The organism is Methylobacterium fujisawaense (genome assembly GCF_039619325.1).
GTDB lineage: Bacteria > Pseudomonadota > Alphaproteobacteria > Rhizobiales > Beijerinckiaceae > Methylobacterium > Methylobacterium fujisawaense.
Genome location: NZ_CP155000.1, coordinates 1,058,329 through 1,075,115, shown reverse-complemented (window position 1 = coordinate 1,075,115; position 16,787 = coordinate 1,058,329). Strand labels below are relative to the sequence as shown.

The window sequence follows — 16,787 nt, the reverse complement described above, 5'->3', positions numbered from 1 at the left end:
GCCGACGACCCTCTGCGCGCCGGTGCGCGCCCGTCAAGCGGCCTCAGGCCGCGGCCGAGACTGCCGGAGCCTTCAGCCCGCCGAACCGGCGCTCGCGGCGGCCGAACTCGGCGACCGCCTCGGCCAGGTCCTCGGGACCGAACTCGGGCCACATCCGCTCTGTGAAGTGCAACTCGGCATAGGCCGCCTCCCACAGCATGAAGTCGGAGAGACGGCGCTCGCCGCCGGTGCGGATCAGCAGGTCGACATCGACGGGAGAGCCGTGCATCGGGCCGGCCACCAGCTCGCCGAAGCTCTCGCGCGTCGGATCTTCGCCCTGGAGGCGCTGCGCCGCAGCGATGATCGCGTCGCGGGCCGAGTAGTCGACGCAGATCCGGAGATGCAACCGGGTCCCCGCCGCCGTGGCGGCTTCCGCCGCGGCGATCGCCTCGGGGATGCCGTCCGGCAGACGGTCGCGCCGGCCGACGACGCTGAGGCGCGTGCCGGTCCGGGCGAGGCGCTGGGTCTCGTTGCGCAGGTAGGAGCGCAGGAGCCGCATCAGGCCGCCGACCTCTTCGGCGGGGCGCTGCCAGTTATCCGCCGAGAAGGCGTAGAGCGTGAGCGTGCCGATGCCGAGATCCGGACAGGCCTCGGCGGTGCGCCGGATCGACTCCACGCCGCGGTGGTGGCCGGCCAGCCGCGGCAGGCCGCGCTGCGTGGCCCAGCGCCCGTTACCGTCCATGATGATCGCGGCGTGCAGGGGACCCGGCACCGCTTCGCTTTGCATCGTAAAGTCTCCCGGCATGGGCGTGGCGTTCAGGTCTATCGAGACGGGATTAACATTCCCGGCGGGACGGGGCGGTCTCACGCCGTTTTCGTGGCCGGATCGAGGCCGCGGACACCGGATTCGGGGCCGCGCTCGGCGGCCTGCGCGGCGTCGCGCACCACCTGCTCGAGCACGCCGAGATAGCCGATGAAGCGCTGGCGCCCGGTGACGGTGAGGCGGCAGACTGTCTGCGACCGGTTGTGCGCGAAGCCCTTCTCGAGGCTCACCAGATCGGCCTCGCTCAGCACGGCGAGGTGGCGGCTCAGGTTGCCGTCGGTGAGCCCGCACAGGCGCTTGAGATCCGGGAAGGGCAGGCCCTTCGGATGCGCCACCAGGGAGGTCAGCACGCTGAGGCGCGCCCGCTCGTGGATGATCCTGTCGAGCCCCTCGTAGGAAAAGCGCCCGTCGGAACGGTCAGCGGTCGTCATCGAAGGCCCGGGCCGCGTGATGGATGATCCCGGCCAGCCACGCTTGACCGAGCAGGAAGGGCAGGCCCATCGTCCAGGGGGACAGGGCCCGGGTCCCGGCCGAGACCGCCAGCACGGCGAGCCCGGCGAGCAGGTACCAGGCGCCGACGCCCTGGACAGCCCGCGGCAGGATCCGGGACGAGGCGAACAGGCCGAGGCCGACCAGCACCTGCCAGAGACCCGGCAGCATCCAGACCTCGTCGGGTGCGAAGCGGGCGACGACCAGGGCGAGGCAGGCCCCCGCGCCCGCGGCCGGCAGGAACACTTCGATGGCGTTCCAAACCATGGCGTCGGCGAGGCCGGAATGCAGGCGCCGGCTGCGCCGGACCGCCTCGACGCCGATCATCATGAAAGCCGCGAGGGCGGCCGCGATCCAGAGGCCGAAGAACAGGCCCGGCCGCGCCGCGGGATCGCCAAGCCAAAGGGCCTGCCCCGCCGCGCAAGCCAGCGCGAGGAAGCCGGTGCCGGCGACCGTCGCCGCCCCCAAACCCCGGAACGCCGTGTCGCGGGCGATCTGCGAGCGGATCGCCACGATGTCGGCCAGCGCCTTGTCCAGGTCCTGCATGTGCCTCAAGCCCCCGGCTGCAGCATGCTTCGCACCGCGCTTTGCATCGCAAAGTATCGACAGGATGGGCTTTCCGCAAGCCGCCTGTCCCACTCCGCGGATGCGGATCTTCTCAGCATCCGAGCCCGAGGTCGAGATCGGCACCCCGTGAATTCTACTTAATGGCTGTATTCGCTACGCCTTCTCCAGTGGAAAGGGGTCTCGCCCACCCACCGGTCCGAGGCGCGGGCGGCCTCCCACGGAAGTTGTCAAACCGCACCCGTGCAGGGTTCCTCGGAGCGGGGTCCAGGCCCATATTGTTCTCATGCCAGCACCGAAGAAACCGCGCGCCGCTTCCGTTTCGGCGTCGTCCGCCAAGGCGTCGAAGCCCGAGCTCAAGCCGCTCGACACCTATCTGGCCGAGCTCCTGAACCCGGCGCTCAACCGGAACCGGCCGGCCGCCGTCGAGCCGCCCCCCGAGCCGCCCGCGCGGCCGGGCAAGCCGAAAGGACGAGCCGGCAAGGACGGCACCAAGGCCGCCGCGCGCCGGGGCGCGATCGCCCGCGACGGCTTCGCGGAGGCTCCGCAGGCCGGCTACGCCCTCGGCGATGCGGCCGATGTCGATCCGCGCCTCGCCCAGGCGCTCGGCCTGACGCCGCCGGAGGACGGTCCGGCGCCGGAGAGCGCCGACCTGCCGGATCCCGGCGGCGATGGCGGCGCCTCCGCGACGGTGTCGGCCCTGGAGCGGCTGCTCACCGAGGGCAACCCGCTGTTCAAGGACGGCCAGACCTGGGTCCCGCACCGCCCGGAGCGACCGAAGAAATCCGAGGGTGGCGTCCGGTTCACGCTGAAATCCGAGTTCAAGCCCGCCGGTGACCAGCCGAAAGCGATCGCCGAACTCGTCGGCGGCGTGCAAGGACTCGAGCGCGATCAGGTGCTGCTCGGCGTCACCGGCTCGGGCAAGACCTTCACGATGGCCAAGATCATCGAGGAGACCCAGCGCCCGGCCCTGATCCTGGCGCCCAACAAGACGCTGGCCGCGCAACTCTACGGGGAGTTCAAGGCGTTCTTCCCGGACAACGCCGTCGAGTACTTCGTCTCCTACTACGACTATTACCAGCCCGAGGCCTACGTCCCGCGCTCCGACACGTTCATCGAGAAGGAATCCTCGATCAACGAGCAGATCGACCGGATGCGCCACGCCGCCACCCGCGCCCTGCTGGAGCGCGACGACGTCATCATCGTCGCCTCGGTCTCGTGCATCTACGGCATCGGCTCGGTCGAGACCTACACGGCGATGTCCTTCACCGTGTCGCTCGGCGAGCGGATCGAGCAGCGCCAGCTCATCGCCGACCTCGTGGCCCTGCAGTACAAGCGGATCCAGTCGGATTTCGCCCGCGGCACCTTCCGGGTGCGCGGCGATTCCATCGAGCTGTGGCCCGCCCACTTGGAAGACCGCGGCTGGCGCATCGGCCTGTTCGGCGACGAGGTCGAGAGCATCGTCGAGTTCGATCCGCTCACCGGCAAGACGATCTCCGAACTGAAGTTCGTGAAGGTCTACGCCAACTCGCACTACGTGACGCCGCGCCCGACGCTGCAGCAGGCGATCAAGGGCATCAAGAACGAGCTGAACGGCCGGATCGAGGAGCTTACCAAGATGGGCCGCCTCATCGAGGCGCAGCGCATCGACCAGCGCTGCACCTTCGACATCGAGATGATCGAGGCCACCGGCGCCTGCAACGGCATCGAGAACTATTCCCGCTACCTCACCGGCCGGAAGCCCGGCGAGCCGCCGCCGACCCTGTTCGAGTACCTGCCCGACAACGCACTGGTCTTCACCGACGAGAGCCACGTCACGGTGCCGCAGATCGGCGGCATGTACCGGGGCGACTTCCGCCGGAAGGCGACGCTCGCCGAATACGGCTTCCGGCTGCCCTCCTGCCTCGACAACCGCCCCCTGCGCTTCGAGGAATGGGACGCGATGCGCCCGCAGACGGTCCACGTCTCGGCGACGCCGGGCAAGTGGGAGATGGAGCAGACGGGGGGCGTCTTCGCCGAGCAGGTGATCCGCCCGACGGGACTCGTGGATCCGGTGATCGAGATCCGCCCGGCCCGCAGCCAGGTGGACGACCTGCTGGGCGAGGTCCGGGAAGTCGCGCAGGCCGGCTACCGGACGCTCGTGACCACGCTCACCAAGCGCATGGCCGAGGACCTCACCGAGTATCTCCACGAGAACGGCGTCCGGGTGCGCTACATGCACTCCGACATCGACACGCTGGAGCGCATCGAGATCATCCGCGACCTGCGGCTCGGCGCCTTCGACGTGCTGATCGGCATCAACCTCCTGCGCGAGGGCCTCGACATCCCGGAATGCGCCCTGGTGGCGATCCTCGACGCCGACAAGGAGGGCTTCCTCCGCTCGGAGACCTCTCTGATCCAGACCATCGGCCGCGCCGCCCGCAACGCCGACGCGCGCTGCATCCTGTACGCGGACAACATCACCGGCTCGATGGAGCGGGCGATGGCCGAGACCGAGCGGCGCCGCACCAAGCAGCTCGCCTACAACGAAGAGCACGGGATCACGCCGCAGAGCGTGAAGCGCGGCATCGCCGACATCCTGAGCAGCGTGTTCGAGCGCGACCACGTCCAGGTCGATACCGGGCTGGCCAAGGACGCGATCACGGTGGGCCACAACCTCAAGGCCGTGATGGCGGATCTGGAGAAGCGCATGCGCGCCGCCGCCGCCGATCTCGACTTCGAGGAGGCAGCCCGCCTGCGCGACGAGCTGAAGCGGCTCCAGGCCACCGAGCTTCTGGTCTCGGACGACCCGATGGCACGACAGAGCGACGTGGAGCGCGAGGCCGGGAAGTTCGGCCGGAAGGCGCCGCGCGGGGCAGGGGGCGCAGGAGGAGGCGGCAGCCGCATCGCCAAGCCCGACCTCGACAATATGGGCCCCGGCACGGACCGGGAGCTTCCGGTGGGCGGCCTCGCGCCGGCCTGGCAGGAGCGGCCGAAGCCGCGCTCGACGCAGGGGCTCGGCGGGCAGAAGCCCAAATACAAGGGCGGCGGCGGACGGCGGCGGGGCTGACCGGCCGCCGTTGGCTCAGGCGGCCTCGTGATCCCGGCCGTGCGCCGTCGCGGCCTCGCCGGCATCGACGATGGCCTGGGCGATCCGGACGGCGAGGGCGTTGCAGGCCTCGTCGTAGGCGTGGGGATCGGCCTGTACGGCCGCCTGTGCGACCGCGCCTGCACGCTCCCGGACGATGTCGCGCGCGGCGCGCAAGGCGTCGGCGAAGGGCTCGAAGGGTCGGGGCATCGGCGCGCTCCGGAAGCGTCGGGCCTTTGGCCCGGATTGGCGGCTGGAACGAGCAGCGCCCCGAAACTGTTCCCGCCGCCGCTGGACGTGGACGCCGGACCGGCCCAGATCAGCGGCCAGAAGAGACGAGCACGCGATGGCCTCAGAGACGAACACGCCCCCGACCCTCGATGACGAGACCCTGGCCTTCGCCGCCCGCGTCTTTCAGTACGCGCGGATGGGCCATGCGGAGGATCTCGCCGACCTGTTCGGGCAGGGGCTGCCGGCGAACCTGCGCAACGACAAGGGCGACAGCCTGCTGATGCTGGCCGCCTATAACGGCCAGGCGGACGCCACGCGGGTGATCCTGGAGGCCGGCGGCGACCCGGAACTCGCCAATGACCGTGGCCAGACGCCCCTCGCCGGCGCGGCCTTCAAGAACGATCTCGCGATCGCGCAGCTCCTGCTCCAACACGGGGCCAGGGTGGACGGGACCGGCGACGGCACCCGCACGGCCCTGATGACGGCGGCAATGTTCGACCGCACCGAGATGGTCGACCTGCTCCTCCGCCACGGCGCCGACCCGGACCGGCGCGACGCCTCCGGACAGAGCGCCGCCGACATGGCCCGGGCAATGGGGGCCCAGGCGACGCCGGCGCAGCTCGACGGGGCGCCCCAGAGGCAGGCTTAGGCCCACTTTCAGAAACGGATCCAGGCGGGCGCGACTGTCGCCGCACAAGGGAGCACAGCTTTGGCGCGATGGATTGGGGCGGTCCTGCTGGCCTGCTTTGCGGGACCGGCGTCCCTCGGGTCGAGCTCCGCCGCTGAATCGCCCTGGCCGGCCTTCGGACACGATCCGAGCAACCGCAACTTCTCCGACCTGACCCAGATCGACCGCGACACTGTCGGTCGGCTGCGCCCCGCCTGGATCTTCCAGACCGGAATCACCGGATACTTCCAGGCCCAGCCCGTGATGGTGGACGGCACCCTCTTCGTCTCCACGACGCAGAACAACGTCGCGGCCCTCGACGCGAAGACCGGCAAGCCCGTCTGGACCTACACCCACAAGCCGCGCACCGAGAAGATCTTCGGACCGCCCTCGAACCGCGGGGTCGCGGTGTCGGGGGGTCTCGTCTTCGAGGCGACCATGGACGGGCGGCTGATCGCCCTCGACGCGAAGACCGGCAGGATCGTCTGGGACAAGGAGGCGGTCCGCCCCGAGGAGGGCGAGAGCGAGACCGCCTCGGGCCTCGCCGCGACGCTCGGCGGCAAGCCCGTCCAGGGCTCGAGCCGCCTCGGCTTCAAGATGCCGCCGCTGGTTGCCGACGGGCTCGTGATCGTCGGCGTCACCGGCGCCGGATACGGCCTCCACATCGAGGACGAGGCGGGCGGCCTCGACGGCGGCGCCGTCGTCGGCATCGAGGGCGGGTACGGGCGACGCGGCTGGCTCGCGGCCTACGACGCGAAGACCGGCGAGGAACGCTGGCGCTGGTACGTCACGCCGTCCGAGGGTTGGGAGGGGGGCTTCGTCGCCCAGACCGCCGACGGCACGCCGCTCCACCGGGACATCGCCGCCGAGAAGGCCGCCGCTCCGGCCAACCGCGACGCTTGGCGCGTCGGCGGCGGCTCCCTCTGGATGACGCCGGCCTATGATCCGGATCTCGGCCTGATCTTCCTCGGCACCGGCAACCCGGCCCCGCAGAATTTCGGCCTCTCGCGTCCGGGCGACAACCTCTACACGATGTGCCTCGTGGCCCTCGACGTGAAGACCGGCGCGCTGCGCTGGTACTACCAGCAGGTGCCGCACGACGAATGGGGCTACGACGTCGCCGCGCCGCCCTTCCTGCTCGACATGCCCGGTGGCGCGAAGGCGGTGGCTTCGGCAAGCAAGACCGGCTGGATCTACGTCCACGACCGCGCCAAGGGGACGCTCCTGGCGCGGTCCGCGCCGCTCGTCGATCAGAAGAACCTGTTCGCGCCGCCGACGCCGCAGGGCACCGTGGTGGCGCCCGGCCCCCTCGGCGCGGTCTCGTGGCCGCCCACCGCCTATGACGGCCGGCGCGCCTACGTTCAGGTCCGCCACGGGGCGACGACCTACACGGTGAAGACCGTTCCGGCAGCTGCCGGGCGTCCGGAGATCCGCTACACGGAGACGGGCGAGGCGAAGGGCGAGGCGTCCTTCAGCACGCTGACGGCGGTCGACCTCGTGGATGGCGGCAGGATCGCCTGGTCGGTCCGCAGCGGGAGCCGTCTCTCCGGAGGGACCCTGGCGACGGCCGGCGGCCTCGTCTTCTCGGGAGAGGAGGACGGCCATCTCGACGCCCACGATGCGAAGGACGGCCGGATTCTCTGGCGCTTCCAGTGCGGGGCCGGCATCAGCGGCCCGGCCATGACCTACGCGCTGGACGGCAAGCAATACCTCGCGGTGGCGGCGGGCGGCGCCTCCTTCACCAAGGCATCCGGGTTCGGCACCGGCGACGCATTGCTGGTCTTCGCGCTGCCCGATTGACCGCGACCGAGCTTGGCCGGATGTCTCCCGTCCGTTCGGGGGACGGATGGCCATGGCGGACCTGTGCGAGGACATCGGGGGCGGGGCGACGGTCCAGCCGACGGATCGCGGTCCGCCGGTCATCCGCACCATCGCGATGCCCGCCGACACCAACCCCGCCGGCGACATCTTCGGCGGCTGGCTCATGGCACAGATGGATCTCGCGGCCGGCAACGTCGCGGCCCGTCGGGCACGGGGCCGGTGCGCCACCCTCGCGGTCGACGCGATCACCTTCCACCACCCGGTCTTCGTGGGCGACGAGGTGAGCCTCTATGCGTGGCTCCTGAAGGTCGGGCGCTCCTCCCTGCGCATCCAGGTCGAGGTCTGGCGGCGCGAACGGGCGAGCGAGGTCACCATGAAGGTGACCGAGGCGACCTTCACCTTCGTGGCGATCGGCGAGGACCGGCGCCCACGGCCGGTGCCGCCGGCCGAATCCGGGCTCTGATCCGGTTTCGAGGACGGCATTCCGCGCGCGTCCCGCGTCCGGCGGCGATACGCGTGGGATGGCCAAGCGCCGAGGGTCGGGGACGATCGGGCGGCGGATCCGCCTCAGCGCGCCAGGACGGCGTAGCGGGTGCGCAGGCGCAGGCCGAACACCGCCATCATGAACATGCAGCAGGTGGCGTTGTTACCGTTGTAGAGCACCGTCTCGAAGGAGGCCGAGACCAGCCCGAGAAACCACAGCCGCAGGAACAGCATCATCTCCGCGTCGAGGCGCATTCCGCCGGCCACGCGCTGCAGGTCGCGCACCGGGGCGAGGACGAAGGCCACCACGGTGAGCGCGAGGAACGGCAGGCCGCCGATCAGCGCGGTGTCGAGATAGGCGTTGTGGGCATGGTCGACGGTGGTGACCCAGGTCAGCTCCTCGGAGCCGGCGTACATGGTGCGTTCGGTCATCCAGAAGGCGCCGATGCCCCAGCCGCGCCAGGGCCGGATCATGATGTTGTCGATGGCGAACTGCCAGATCTCGCTGCGGCCCGTGAAGGTCGCGTCGGTGAGCAGCGCCCCCACCGCATCCTGGATCGGCGGCGCGAGCACGGAGCCGATGGAGATCAGCGAGAACCCGATCACGGGGCCGAGGAGCAGCAGGCGCCGCAGGAACCCGCCGGTGAGGCCCTGGCACAGGCCGGTGACGGCGAGGATCACCGGAAGGAGCAGGATCGCGGTCTTCGATCCGCTCGCCACCAGGAAGCCGGCCGCCAGGATCACGATCGCCCAGCCGAGCAGACGGCTCGCGACGGTGGCGACGTAGAGGCCGACGATCACCAGGATCACCATGGCTGCCCCGGCCTCGTTCTTCTGCGGGAAGATTCCGCGCCAGAGACCGGGATGGCTGGGATCGGAATTGACGTCGAAGGCCGAGTGGATCGCGAGATTGGGCACGAGGGCGACCGCGAGGTAGGAACCGAGCACGATCACCAGGGCGGATCCAGCCATGGTCAGCGCCAACTGCCGGGGGGATCGGGCCACGATCAGCACGCCTGCCGAGAGCATCGCCGCGATGGCGAACAGGACGAGCCGCCGCAGCGACAGGCTGGGCTCGATCGACAGGAGCGCCGTCGCCCCGAGCCAGAGGGCGCAGAGGACGAGGGGGCGCGTCAGCAGCGGATGGAGGTGCCGGACGCCGATCCGGTGGATCGCCGCGGCCATGGCGGCACCGGCGCCGAGAAACAGGACCTGCGTCAGCAGGCTTCCATCCTCGGAGGCCGCGAGCATCGACCGATCCGACAGATCCTTCAGCCAGACGTGGTTCCAGAGCAGGACGAAGACAAACCCGTTCAGGAGCACGCGCAGCACGTCGGGCATGTCCCGGCCCGCGACGCCGCGCTGCCGCCCGTCGGCCGGGATCCCGATCGCCGCGTCCGCAGAAGCCATGCCGTCCCACCGCGAGGCCGCGCCGTGCGGCCGAGACCATTCTAGCGGCCCGCGGGTCCGGGGCGATGGAAAATCAGACGTTCCGGCCGACGATCGCGCGATAACCTTGACGTAAGCCCGAAGCGATCAGCGCCGCATCGTGTACTGCGAGCGGCCGGCGGATTGCCGCATCAGGAACGAGGCCATCTCGGCGAGTTCCGGGGCCTTGGAGCGGAAGGTGACGGACAGCGCCAGCAATGTGTCCTTGTGATCGAGCCCCGGATAGATCCGCTCCTGGACCGGGACGTGCTCGGCCCGCAGCTTGGCGGCGAGGCTGACCGTGTGCCGCGGCTTCACCACCGTGTCGGCGTCTCCGGTCGCCAGGAAGGCGGGGGGCGAGAGCGGGCCCGCGAAGGCCACCGGCTGCGTTGCCTCCGGATCGGGAGCCTTCCCGAACACCTTCACGGTGGTGTCCTGATCGAACGGCAGGAAATCGTAGGGTCCGGACAGGCCCGCGACCGCCTTGATGACCTTGGGATCGATTCCGGCCGCGATCACGTAGCGCGGGTCGAGGCCCAGCATCACCGCGTTGTAGGCCCCGGCCGAGTGGCCGGCGAGCACGATCCGGCGCGGATCGCCGCCATAGCCCGCGATGTTGTCGCGCACCCAGGCGATGGCCGCCGCGCCATCCTCCAGGAAGCCGGGAAACGGCGCCTCCGGGTAGAGCCGATAGTCGGGCAGCACCGTGACGAAGCCCTGCGCGGCGAGCGCGTGCCCGACGAAGGCGTAATCGTCCTTGGAGCCGCTCTGCCAGGAGCCGCCGTAGAAGAACACGAGGACCGGCGCATTCTCGGCGGCCGCCGTCGGGACGTAGACATCGAGGTGCCGCCGCGGCCCTTCGCCGAAGGGCTGGTCCTTCGCGGCGAGGCGCCCCCCCGGATCGCGCGGGCCGATCGCGTCGAACAGGGCGAGCGGCGAGGCAGCGGTGAAGCCGAACGCGGCGAGCCCGAGACAGAGGAGGCTAGCAAACGCGGTGAGGAGGCGTGTCATATCCCATCCGGTTATCCCGACCGGCTCATACCGCACCGCCCTCGGGGCGGATTGATGACGGTCCCGCGGCGGATCGTGAAAAATCAGGTCCGCAGGACGATGCAGGCGCCCCCGACCTTGCGGATGCGGCCGCACAGGTCGTCGGCCGCCTGCCGGCTCTGCGCCGGGATGCGGATCCGGTAGAAGGCGCGGGTGCCGCGGTTGCGCAGGCGTGTACCGATGATCATCGGCCGGACCTCGCCGATCACCCCTGCATAGGCGCTCCGCGCCCGGTTGAAGCTCTGGAGCGCCAGCGCCTTGGAGAAGTTGCCCGCGAGCTGGATCCCCCAGGGAGCGGCCGGCCCCTCGTTGAGGCCGAGGGCGAAGCGGTCGCCGCGGGACGGGACGCGCAGGCTGGCGGTCACCTGCAGGCAGGTCTGCGGTGCCTCCGGATGGGCGTCCTTCGCGTCCTTCGCGTCCTTGCCCTCGGGCTTGGCGGGTGCGCCGCCCTCCGGGTACTCGATCGCCTTGGCGGGCCCGGTCCGCCAATCGTCCACCGGCCGGCCCGTGATGACCGCCACGTAGGTCCGGGTCTCGGCGGGCAGGCCGCCATCGCCGGCGAGCCATTTGCTGACCCGCGCGGCGCCACCGTTATAGGCTGCGGCCGCGAGACCGAGATTGCCGAACTGGGACTTCAGATCGGACAGCAGATGGGCTGCGTGCGGGATCGCCTGCTCGGGATCGAACGGGTCGAGGAGGCCGCGCTCCCGTGCCGTTCCCGGCATGAATTGTGCGATGCCCTGCGCCCCGGCCGGGCTCACGACCCCCACGCGAAAGCTGCTCTCGCGCCAGATCAGGCGCGTCAGGAACGGCACCGGCAGGCCACGGGCCTTGGCGGATTCGTCGATCAGGCGGCACAGGGCCTGCTCGACGGTCTCGGTCGCCCCCTCGGACGGGGCGGCCGCAGCCGGATGCGCGCAGACGAAGGCGAGGAGCAGCGCGCCGAGGCGCAGGGGCGGGGCAATCACGCCGCGCATGTAGCGACCTGCGGGTACGGATCAATCCAGACCGTCAACCTTCCCGTGCGGTTCGGACGGTGCACCTTTGCGCTATGGCGCTTCCGGGCCGGTCCGTCGTAGCGTCCCGACATTCGAGCGCCCCACCAAGGCGGCGCCATGGGAGATGCGCCGATGTCCGATCTGGCAACCCTGCGCGGCCTGTCCGGCCTGAGCCCCGCGCCGGCCCCGCTCACGGGTTCCGCTCTGGTGATGATCGACCTGCAGCAGACCTATCGCGAGGGCGTCATGCGGCTCGAGGGCGTCGAGCCTGCGCTCCGCGAGGCCGCGGGCCTGCTGAAGCGGGCGCGCGACGCGGGGATCCCGGTGATCCATGTCCGCCACAATGCCGGGCCGGGAACGCCCTACGATGTGACCGCGCCAATCGGCCAGATCAGCCCGGAGGTGGCGCCGCAGGGCGACGAGCCGGTGATCACCAAGGCCTATCCGAGTTCCTTCGTGGGCACGGACCTGCAGGCACGCCTCCAGGAAGCCGGCGTACAGGACGTCATCCTGGCGGGATTCATGACGCATATGTGCGTCAATTCCACCGCCCGGAGCGCCTTCAACCTCGGGTTCCGTCCCACCGTCGTGGCCGCCGCCACGGCGACGCGGGATCTTCCCGGGCCGGACGGACACGTGGTGCCGGCAGCCCAGCTCCAGGCCGCGAGCCTCGCCGCCCTCGGCGATCTGTTCGCCGTGATCGCGCGCGGGCAGGGCGACATCCCGGACTGACGCTGTGGGAACAAGGCTCCCGCTCCGCAGAGCCCGCGCGGTATCCGCCTGAAGCGGCGGCACGGCCGAATCCGACGGGATCAGGACTGAAGCCGGTCGATTTCGTCGATCACCGCGTCGAGCGCCGGCCGCCCGTCGGGATCCGGCTGCATACAGGCCTGCGCCAGAGCCCGCAGAGTCTCCGGCGGCGTCGCGCAACGATCGAGCAGCTCATCGATCAGGATGCCGACGGCGCGCACCTCGACCCGCGCCAGCACCGCGCCGCCCCGTCCGTCCGGGAGCGCCGAGGCGGCACCAAAATCGCTGAGCACGGCGGCGCCGGTTGCGGCATCCCACAGGGTGTTATGGGCATACACGTCGCCGTGGAGCAGCCCGCGCCCGTGCAGATGGGCCACCGCCTCCGCGACCGAGCGAGCGATCCGCAGGGCCTTGGCCAGCTCCAGCCGCAGGCTCGGATCGTAGACGTCGCGGCTGCAACTCGCGAGGCTCGGCGGGCCGGCGAGCACCCGCCAGTGCGACGGGAGAAGCCGGAGCAGCAGCCCTTGGACGCCGGCGGGATGATCGTGGAGCCGGCCCAGCGCACCGGTAAGCGCCGGATGCGTGCCGGCAGCGAGACAGGCCTCCATCTCCCGCTCGGGCAGGCCGTCGCTGGTCATCGCGCCCTTGAACAGCTTCAGGGCGACATCCTGCGCGGCGATGGGACCGCGCCAAGCCGCGCGGAAGACGCGGCCCGACGCGCCCTCACCGAGCTGATCGCCGACGTCCAGGTCCGCCCACGGCACGCGCGGCGCGTCCGCGGGCTCGGAGGCCGGCTCGGCGGGATTGCCCGCGTAGGCCACCCAGGCGAGGCGCGGAAGGGTGCCGAGCCAGGGCGGCAGCGCTTCGAGCCGGTTGCAGGAGAGCCGGATCAGCTCGAGACGCGCCGCGCCCGCGAAGCTGTCCGGCAGCGCCGCGATCCGGTTCCCCGACAGCATCAGCTTCTGGAGCAGCGGCCGCTCGCCGAGGGCGGCGGGCAGCTCCGCGATCGCGTTGTCGGTCAGCGTCAGCCAGCGCAGGTCGCGCGGCAGCGACTCCGCCGGGACCTCGCGGATGCCGCAGCCGCGGAAGCCCAACTGGCTGAGCGCGGGGCAGGCGCCGAGCACCGGCGGCAGGCGCGGGAACGGATTGCCGGAGCAGAACAGCACGCGCAGGCGGTGGAGGCGGCCGAAATCGTCCGGCAGGTCGGCGAGGCTGCCCCGGCCGAGATCCAGCACCTCCAGCGTGTCGGCGAGGGCGAAAACCTCGCGCGGCACCGCCGTCAGCCCGTCGGGCAGCCGCAGCTCCCGCGCGCCGCCGAGATCGCCGCGCCGCAGGGCGGCGAGGGTTTCGCTCCGGTCCAAGCTTCAGCTCCGCTTGAAGAAAGCGTCGGCCGCGCCCTGCGCCGCCTGCTTGGCGGCCCGCGCCGCCTCGAGCCGGGCGATCTCGGCGCGCAGGAGCGCGACGCGCGCGTCGAGATCCCCGAGGGAGAGCGTGTCGAGGGGCTGCCCGATCTCGTGGGCAACGGCCTTGCGCGGCCGGTCGTCGTCGTCCCGCACGTCGTGTCCTCCCTAATCCAGGAACGAAGTTCCGGCCCCGTCCCAGGCCAGCCCGAGATGGGCCGCCACGGTGGCGCCGATATCCGCGAAGGTCTCCCGCCGGCCGATCGACCGGGCGGCCACGCCCGGGCCGAAGGCCAGGACCGGGACCTGCTCGCGGGTGTGGTCGGTCCCGGTCCAGGTCGGATCGTTGCCGTGGTCGGCGGTGATCACGGCGAGGTCGCCCGGCGCCAGCGCCGCCAGGATCTCGGGGATCCGGGCGTCGAAGGCCTCCAGCTCCGCGGCATAGCCCGGTACGTCGCGGCGGTGGCCGTGCTCCGTGTCGAAATCCACCAGGTTGACGAAGATCAGGCCGCCCGCCGGCAGGGTCGCCAGCGCGGCGAGTCCCGCCGTCACGCAGGCCGCATTCGGGCCTGGCTTGATCTCGCGGCCGGTGGCGCGGTGGGCGAAGATGTCGCCGATCTTGCCGACGCTCACCACCGCGCGGCCGGCCGCCTCGGCCCGGTCGAGCAGGGTGCGCCCAGGCGGCGCGACCGCGAAATCCTTGCGGTTGCCGGTTCGGCGGAAACCCGCCTCCGCCGAACCCACGAAGGGCCGGGCGATCACCCGGCAGACGCGGTAGGGGTCGCACAGCCGGCGCGCCACGCGGCACAGGTCGTAGAGCCGCTCCAGCCCGAACGCCTCCTCGTGGGCGGCGATCTGGAACACGCTGTCGGCCGAGGTGTAGCAGATCGGCTGGCCGGTCCGGACATGCGCGGCGCCCAGCGCGTCGATGATCGCGACGCCCGGCGCGTGGCAATCGCCCAGGATGCCCGGGATGCCGCCTTCCGTGATCAGCGCGCGGGTCAGCTCCGGCGGGAAGGCCGGCCGGGTGTCGGGGAAATGCCCCCAGGGCTCGGTCAGGGGCAGCCCGGCGATCTCCCAGTGACCGGAGGGCGTGTCCTTGCCGGCGGCCTTCTCCACCGCGTGGCCGTAGGCGCCCCGCGGCGGCCCGGCCGGCGCGAGGTTCGGCGGGATGCGGCCCGAGGCGCCGCCGGCCGCCAGTCCGAGCCCGAGTTCGGCGAGATGGGGCAGACGCAGCGGACCCGCGCGCAGCCCCGCCCGATCGCCGCTTCCCTCCGCGCAGCGCTCGGCGATATGCCCCAGCGTGTCGGAGCCGGCATCGCCGTAGCTCTCCGCATCCGGGGCCCCGCCCACGCCCACGGAGTCGAGGACGATGATGAGGGCGCGCGCCATGGTCAGGCGGATTCCAGCTCGGCGGGCGCGTCGCTCTCGAGGGCGAAGGCGGCCTTGAACAGGGCGCGGGTGTAGGGGGTCTGAGGATTCGCGAAGATCGACTCCGCAGGGCCTTCCTCGACCACGTGGCCGTTCTGCATGACGATCACGTAGTTGGCGAGGGCCCGCACCACCTTCAGGTCGTGGCTGATGAACAGGTAGGCGAGGCCGCGCTCGCGCTGGAGGTCGCGAAGCAGGGTCACGATCTGCGCCTGGACCGAGCGGTCGAGGGCCGAGGTCGGCTCGTCGAGGACGACGAAGCGGGGATTGAGGACCATGGCCCGCGCGATGGCGATGCGCTGGCGCTGGCCGCCGGAGAACTCGTGCGGGTAGCGGTCCATGGCGGCCGGGTCGAGCCCGACATCGGTCAGGGCCTTGGCGACCACGGCGCGGCGCTCCGCCCGGGAACGCGCCGCGCCCTGCACCACCAGCCCCTCGGCGACGATGTCGGCCACCGACATGCGCGGCGAGAGAGAGCCGTAGGGATCCTGGAAGACCACCTGCATGTCCTTCCGCAGCGGGCGCATCTGCGCCACGCCGAAGCCGTCGATCGCCTGTCCGAGGAAGACGATCGGCCCTTCCGAGCGCGTGAGCCGCAGAAGGGCGAGGCCGAGGGTCGTCTTGCCGGAGCCGGACTCGCCGACGACGCCGACGGTCTCGCCGGTCCGGACCCGCAGGGACACGCCGTCCACGGCCCTGACATGGCCGGTGACGCGCCGGAGCAGACCCGATTTCAGCGGGAACCAGACCTTCAGGGGCCCGGCCTCCAGCAGCGGCGCGGCATCGGCCGGGACGGGGTTGGCCCGGCCCTTCGGCTCGGAGGCGATCAGGCGGCGCGTGTACTCGTGCTGCGGATCCGCGAAGACGGTCTTGGTCGCACCGGCCTCCACGATGCGGCCCTTGAGCATCACGCAGACGCGGTCGGCGATCCGCTCGACGATGCCGAGATCGTGGGTGATGAACAGCATCGCCATGCCGAGGCGCTTCTGCAGGTCGGCGAGCAGAGCCAGGATCTGCGCCTGCACGGTCACGTCCAGGGCCGTGGTCGGCTCGTCGGCGACCAGAAGGTCCGGCTCGCAGGCGAGCGCCATGGCGATCATCACGCGCTGGCGCTGGCCGCCGGAGAGTTCGTGCGGGTAGGCGCCCATGCGCCGCTCCGCGTCGCGCAGGCCCACGAGGTCCAGAAGCTCCAGGATCCGCCGGCGGGCCGCCTTGCCGGAGAGTCCGCGATGCAGGCCGAGTACCTCACCGATCTGCCGCTCGATCGTGTGGAGCGGGTTCAGCGAGGTCATCGGCTCCTGGAACACCATGGTGATGTCGGCGCCGCGGACGTCGCGCATCGCCCGCTCGGGCAGCTGCGCGAGGTCGCGGTCCTTGAACAGGATCCGGCCGTCCTGCCGGGCCGATCCATCGAGGAGGCGCAGGATCGCCAGCGCCGTCACCGACTTGCCCGATCCCGATTCGCCCACGAGGGCGAGGGTCTCGCCCCGGCGGATGGCGAAGGAGACGCCGTCGACCGCCACGGTCTCGCCCTCCCGCGCGCGGAACGCCACGGACAGGTCCTCGACGGCGAGGAGCGGCTGGGGATCGGCCTCTGACATGAGCC

16 protein-coding genes are annotated in these 16,787 nt (G+C 71.4%); 5 read left to right on the top strand and 11 right to left on the bottom strand.

From position 1 onward, the window contains the following. Positions 1–43 precede the first annotated feature (43 nt). From ABC766_RS05070 to ABC766_RS05060, 3 genes are all read right to left on the bottom strand, one after another. A complete protein-coding gene (locus ABC766_RS05070; protein ID WP_345821379.1) occupies positions 44–766 on the bottom strand; it encodes a di-trans,poly-cis-decaprenylcistransferase in 723 nt (240 codons plus the stop codon). 77 nt (positions 767–843) lie between these two features. Beyond that, positions 844–1,233 (bottom strand): transcriptional regulator, encoded by a 390-nt coding sequence (locus ABC766_RS05065; RefSeq protein WP_043345490.1) that lies wholly within the window; start codon positions 1,231–1,233, stop codon positions 844–846. Beyond that, entirely contained in the window at positions 1,220–1,837 is a 618-nt protein-coding gene (locus ABC766_RS05060) for a hypothetical protein (RefSeq protein WP_345821377.1), read from the bottom strand. The genes ABC766_RS05065 and ABC766_RS05060 overlap by 14 nt, the downstream gene beginning before the upstream one ends. 304 nt (positions 1,838–2,141) lie before the next feature. On the opposite strand from ABC766_RS05060, the gene uvrB reads away from it, so the two are divergent. Then, positions 2,142–4,904: an excinuclease ABC subunit UvrB gene (gene uvrB / locus ABC766_RS05055; RefSeq protein WP_345821376.1), complete on the top strand. Its 2,763-nt coding sequence runs from the start codon at positions 2,142–2,144 to the stop codon at positions 4,902–4,904. A 15-nt stretch (positions 4,905–4,919) separates the two neighbouring features. Here the strand turns inward: uvrB and ABC766_RS05050 are convergent, their stop codons facing one another. Continuing rightward, the gene (locus ABC766_RS05050; RefSeq protein WP_345821375.1) at positions 4,920–5,132 is read right to left on the bottom strand and encodes a hypothetical protein; all 213 of its coding nucleotides are present in this window, start codon (positions 5,130–5,132) and stop codon (positions 4,920–4,922) included. Positions 5,133–5,268: 136 nt separating this feature from the next. On the opposite strand from ABC766_RS05050, the gene ABC766_RS05045 reads away from it, so the two are divergent. Genes ABC766_RS05045 through ABC766_RS05035 form a run of 3 tightly spaced genes read left to right on the top strand, consistent with a single transcriptional unit; the run spans position 5,269 to position 8,104 of the window. Next, the gene (locus tag ABC766_RS05045) at positions 5,269–5,802 is read left to right on the top strand and encodes an ankyrin repeat domain-containing protein (RefSeq protein WP_345821374.1); all 534 of its coding nucleotides are present in this window, start codon (positions 5,269–5,271) and stop codon (positions 5,800–5,802) included. Between the two features lie 60 nt (positions 5,803–5,862). Beyond that, positions 5,863–7,620 carry a pyrroloquinoline quinone-dependent dehydrogenase gene (locus ABC766_RS05040; RefSeq protein WP_427902291.1) on the top strand — a complete coding sequence of 586 codons (1,758 nt, stop codon included), beginning with the start codon at positions 5,863–5,865 and terminating at the stop codon, positions 7,618–7,620. A 52-nt stretch (positions 7,621–7,672) separates the two neighbouring features. Beyond that, positions 7,673–8,104, top strand: a complete 432-nt coding sequence (locus ABC766_RS05035) for an acyl-CoA thioesterase (RefSeq protein WP_051976355.1) — start codon at positions 7,673–7,675, stop codon at positions 8,102–8,104. 104 nt (positions 8,105–8,208) lie between these two features. On the opposite strand, the gene ABC766_RS05030 is transcribed toward ABC766_RS05035, so the two are convergent. The 3 genes from ABC766_RS05030 to ABC766_RS05020 all read right to left on the bottom strand — a co-directional run bounded on the left by ABC766_RS05030 (position 8,209) and on the right by ABC766_RS05020 (position 11,579). After that, positions 8,209–9,534, bottom strand: coding sequence for an O-antigen ligase (locus tag ABC766_RS05030; protein ID WP_345821373.1), 1,326 nt, complete (start codon positions 9,532–9,534; stop codon positions 8,209–8,211). A gap of 126 nt (positions 9,535–9,660) precedes the next feature. Next, positions 9,661–10,563, bottom strand: coding sequence for an alpha/beta hydrolase (locus tag ABC766_RS05025; protein ID WP_043388696.1), 903 nt, complete (start codon positions 10,561–10,563; stop codon positions 9,661–9,663). Positions 10,564–10,646: 83 nt separating this feature from the next. Further along, on the bottom strand, positions 10,647–11,579 hold the full coding sequence (locus ABC766_RS05020) for a lytic transglycosylase domain-containing protein (protein WP_345821372.1): 933 nt from the start codon (positions 11,577–11,579) through the stop codon (positions 10,647–10,649). Positions 11,580–11,732: 153 nt separating this feature from the next. Here ABC766_RS05020 and ABC766_RS05015 point away from each other — a divergent pair, with 153 nt between their 5' ends. Continuing rightward, the gene (locus ABC766_RS05015) at positions 11,733–12,332 is read left to right on the top strand and encodes a cysteine hydrolase family protein (RefSeq protein WP_043388702.1); all 600 of its coding nucleotides are present in this window, start codon (positions 11,733–11,735) and stop codon (positions 12,330–12,332) included. A gap of 80 nt (positions 12,333–12,412) precedes the next feature. On the opposite strand, the gene ABC766_RS05010 is transcribed toward ABC766_RS05015, so the two are convergent. Genes ABC766_RS05010 through ABC766_RS04995 form a run of 4 tightly spaced genes read right to left on the bottom strand, consistent with a single transcriptional unit; the run spans position 12,413 to position 16,782 of the window. After that, positions 12,413–13,711, bottom strand: a complete 1,299-nt coding sequence (locus ABC766_RS05010; protein ID WP_345821371.1) for a leucine-rich repeat-containing protein kinase family protein — start codon at positions 13,709–13,711, stop codon at positions 12,413–12,415. A gap of 3 nt (positions 13,712–13,714) precedes the next feature. After that, positions 13,715–13,906, bottom strand: coding sequence for a DUF1192 domain-containing protein (locus ABC766_RS05005; RefSeq protein ID WP_043388707.1), 192 nt, complete (start codon positions 13,904–13,906; stop codon positions 13,715–13,717). A gap of 12 nt (positions 13,907–13,918) precedes the next feature. Beyond that, on the bottom strand, positions 13,919–15,142 hold the full coding sequence (locus ABC766_RS05000; protein WP_345821366.1) for a phosphopentomutase: 1,224 nt from the start codon (positions 15,140–15,142) through the stop codon (positions 13,919–13,921). A 2-nt stretch (positions 15,143–15,144) separates the two neighbouring features. Continuing rightward, a complete protein-coding gene (locus ABC766_RS04995) occupies positions 15,145–16,782 on the bottom strand; it encodes an ABC transporter ATP-binding protein (RefSeq protein WP_345821363.1) in 1,638 nt (545 codons plus the stop codon). Positions 16,783–16,787: the final 5 nt, after the last annotated feature.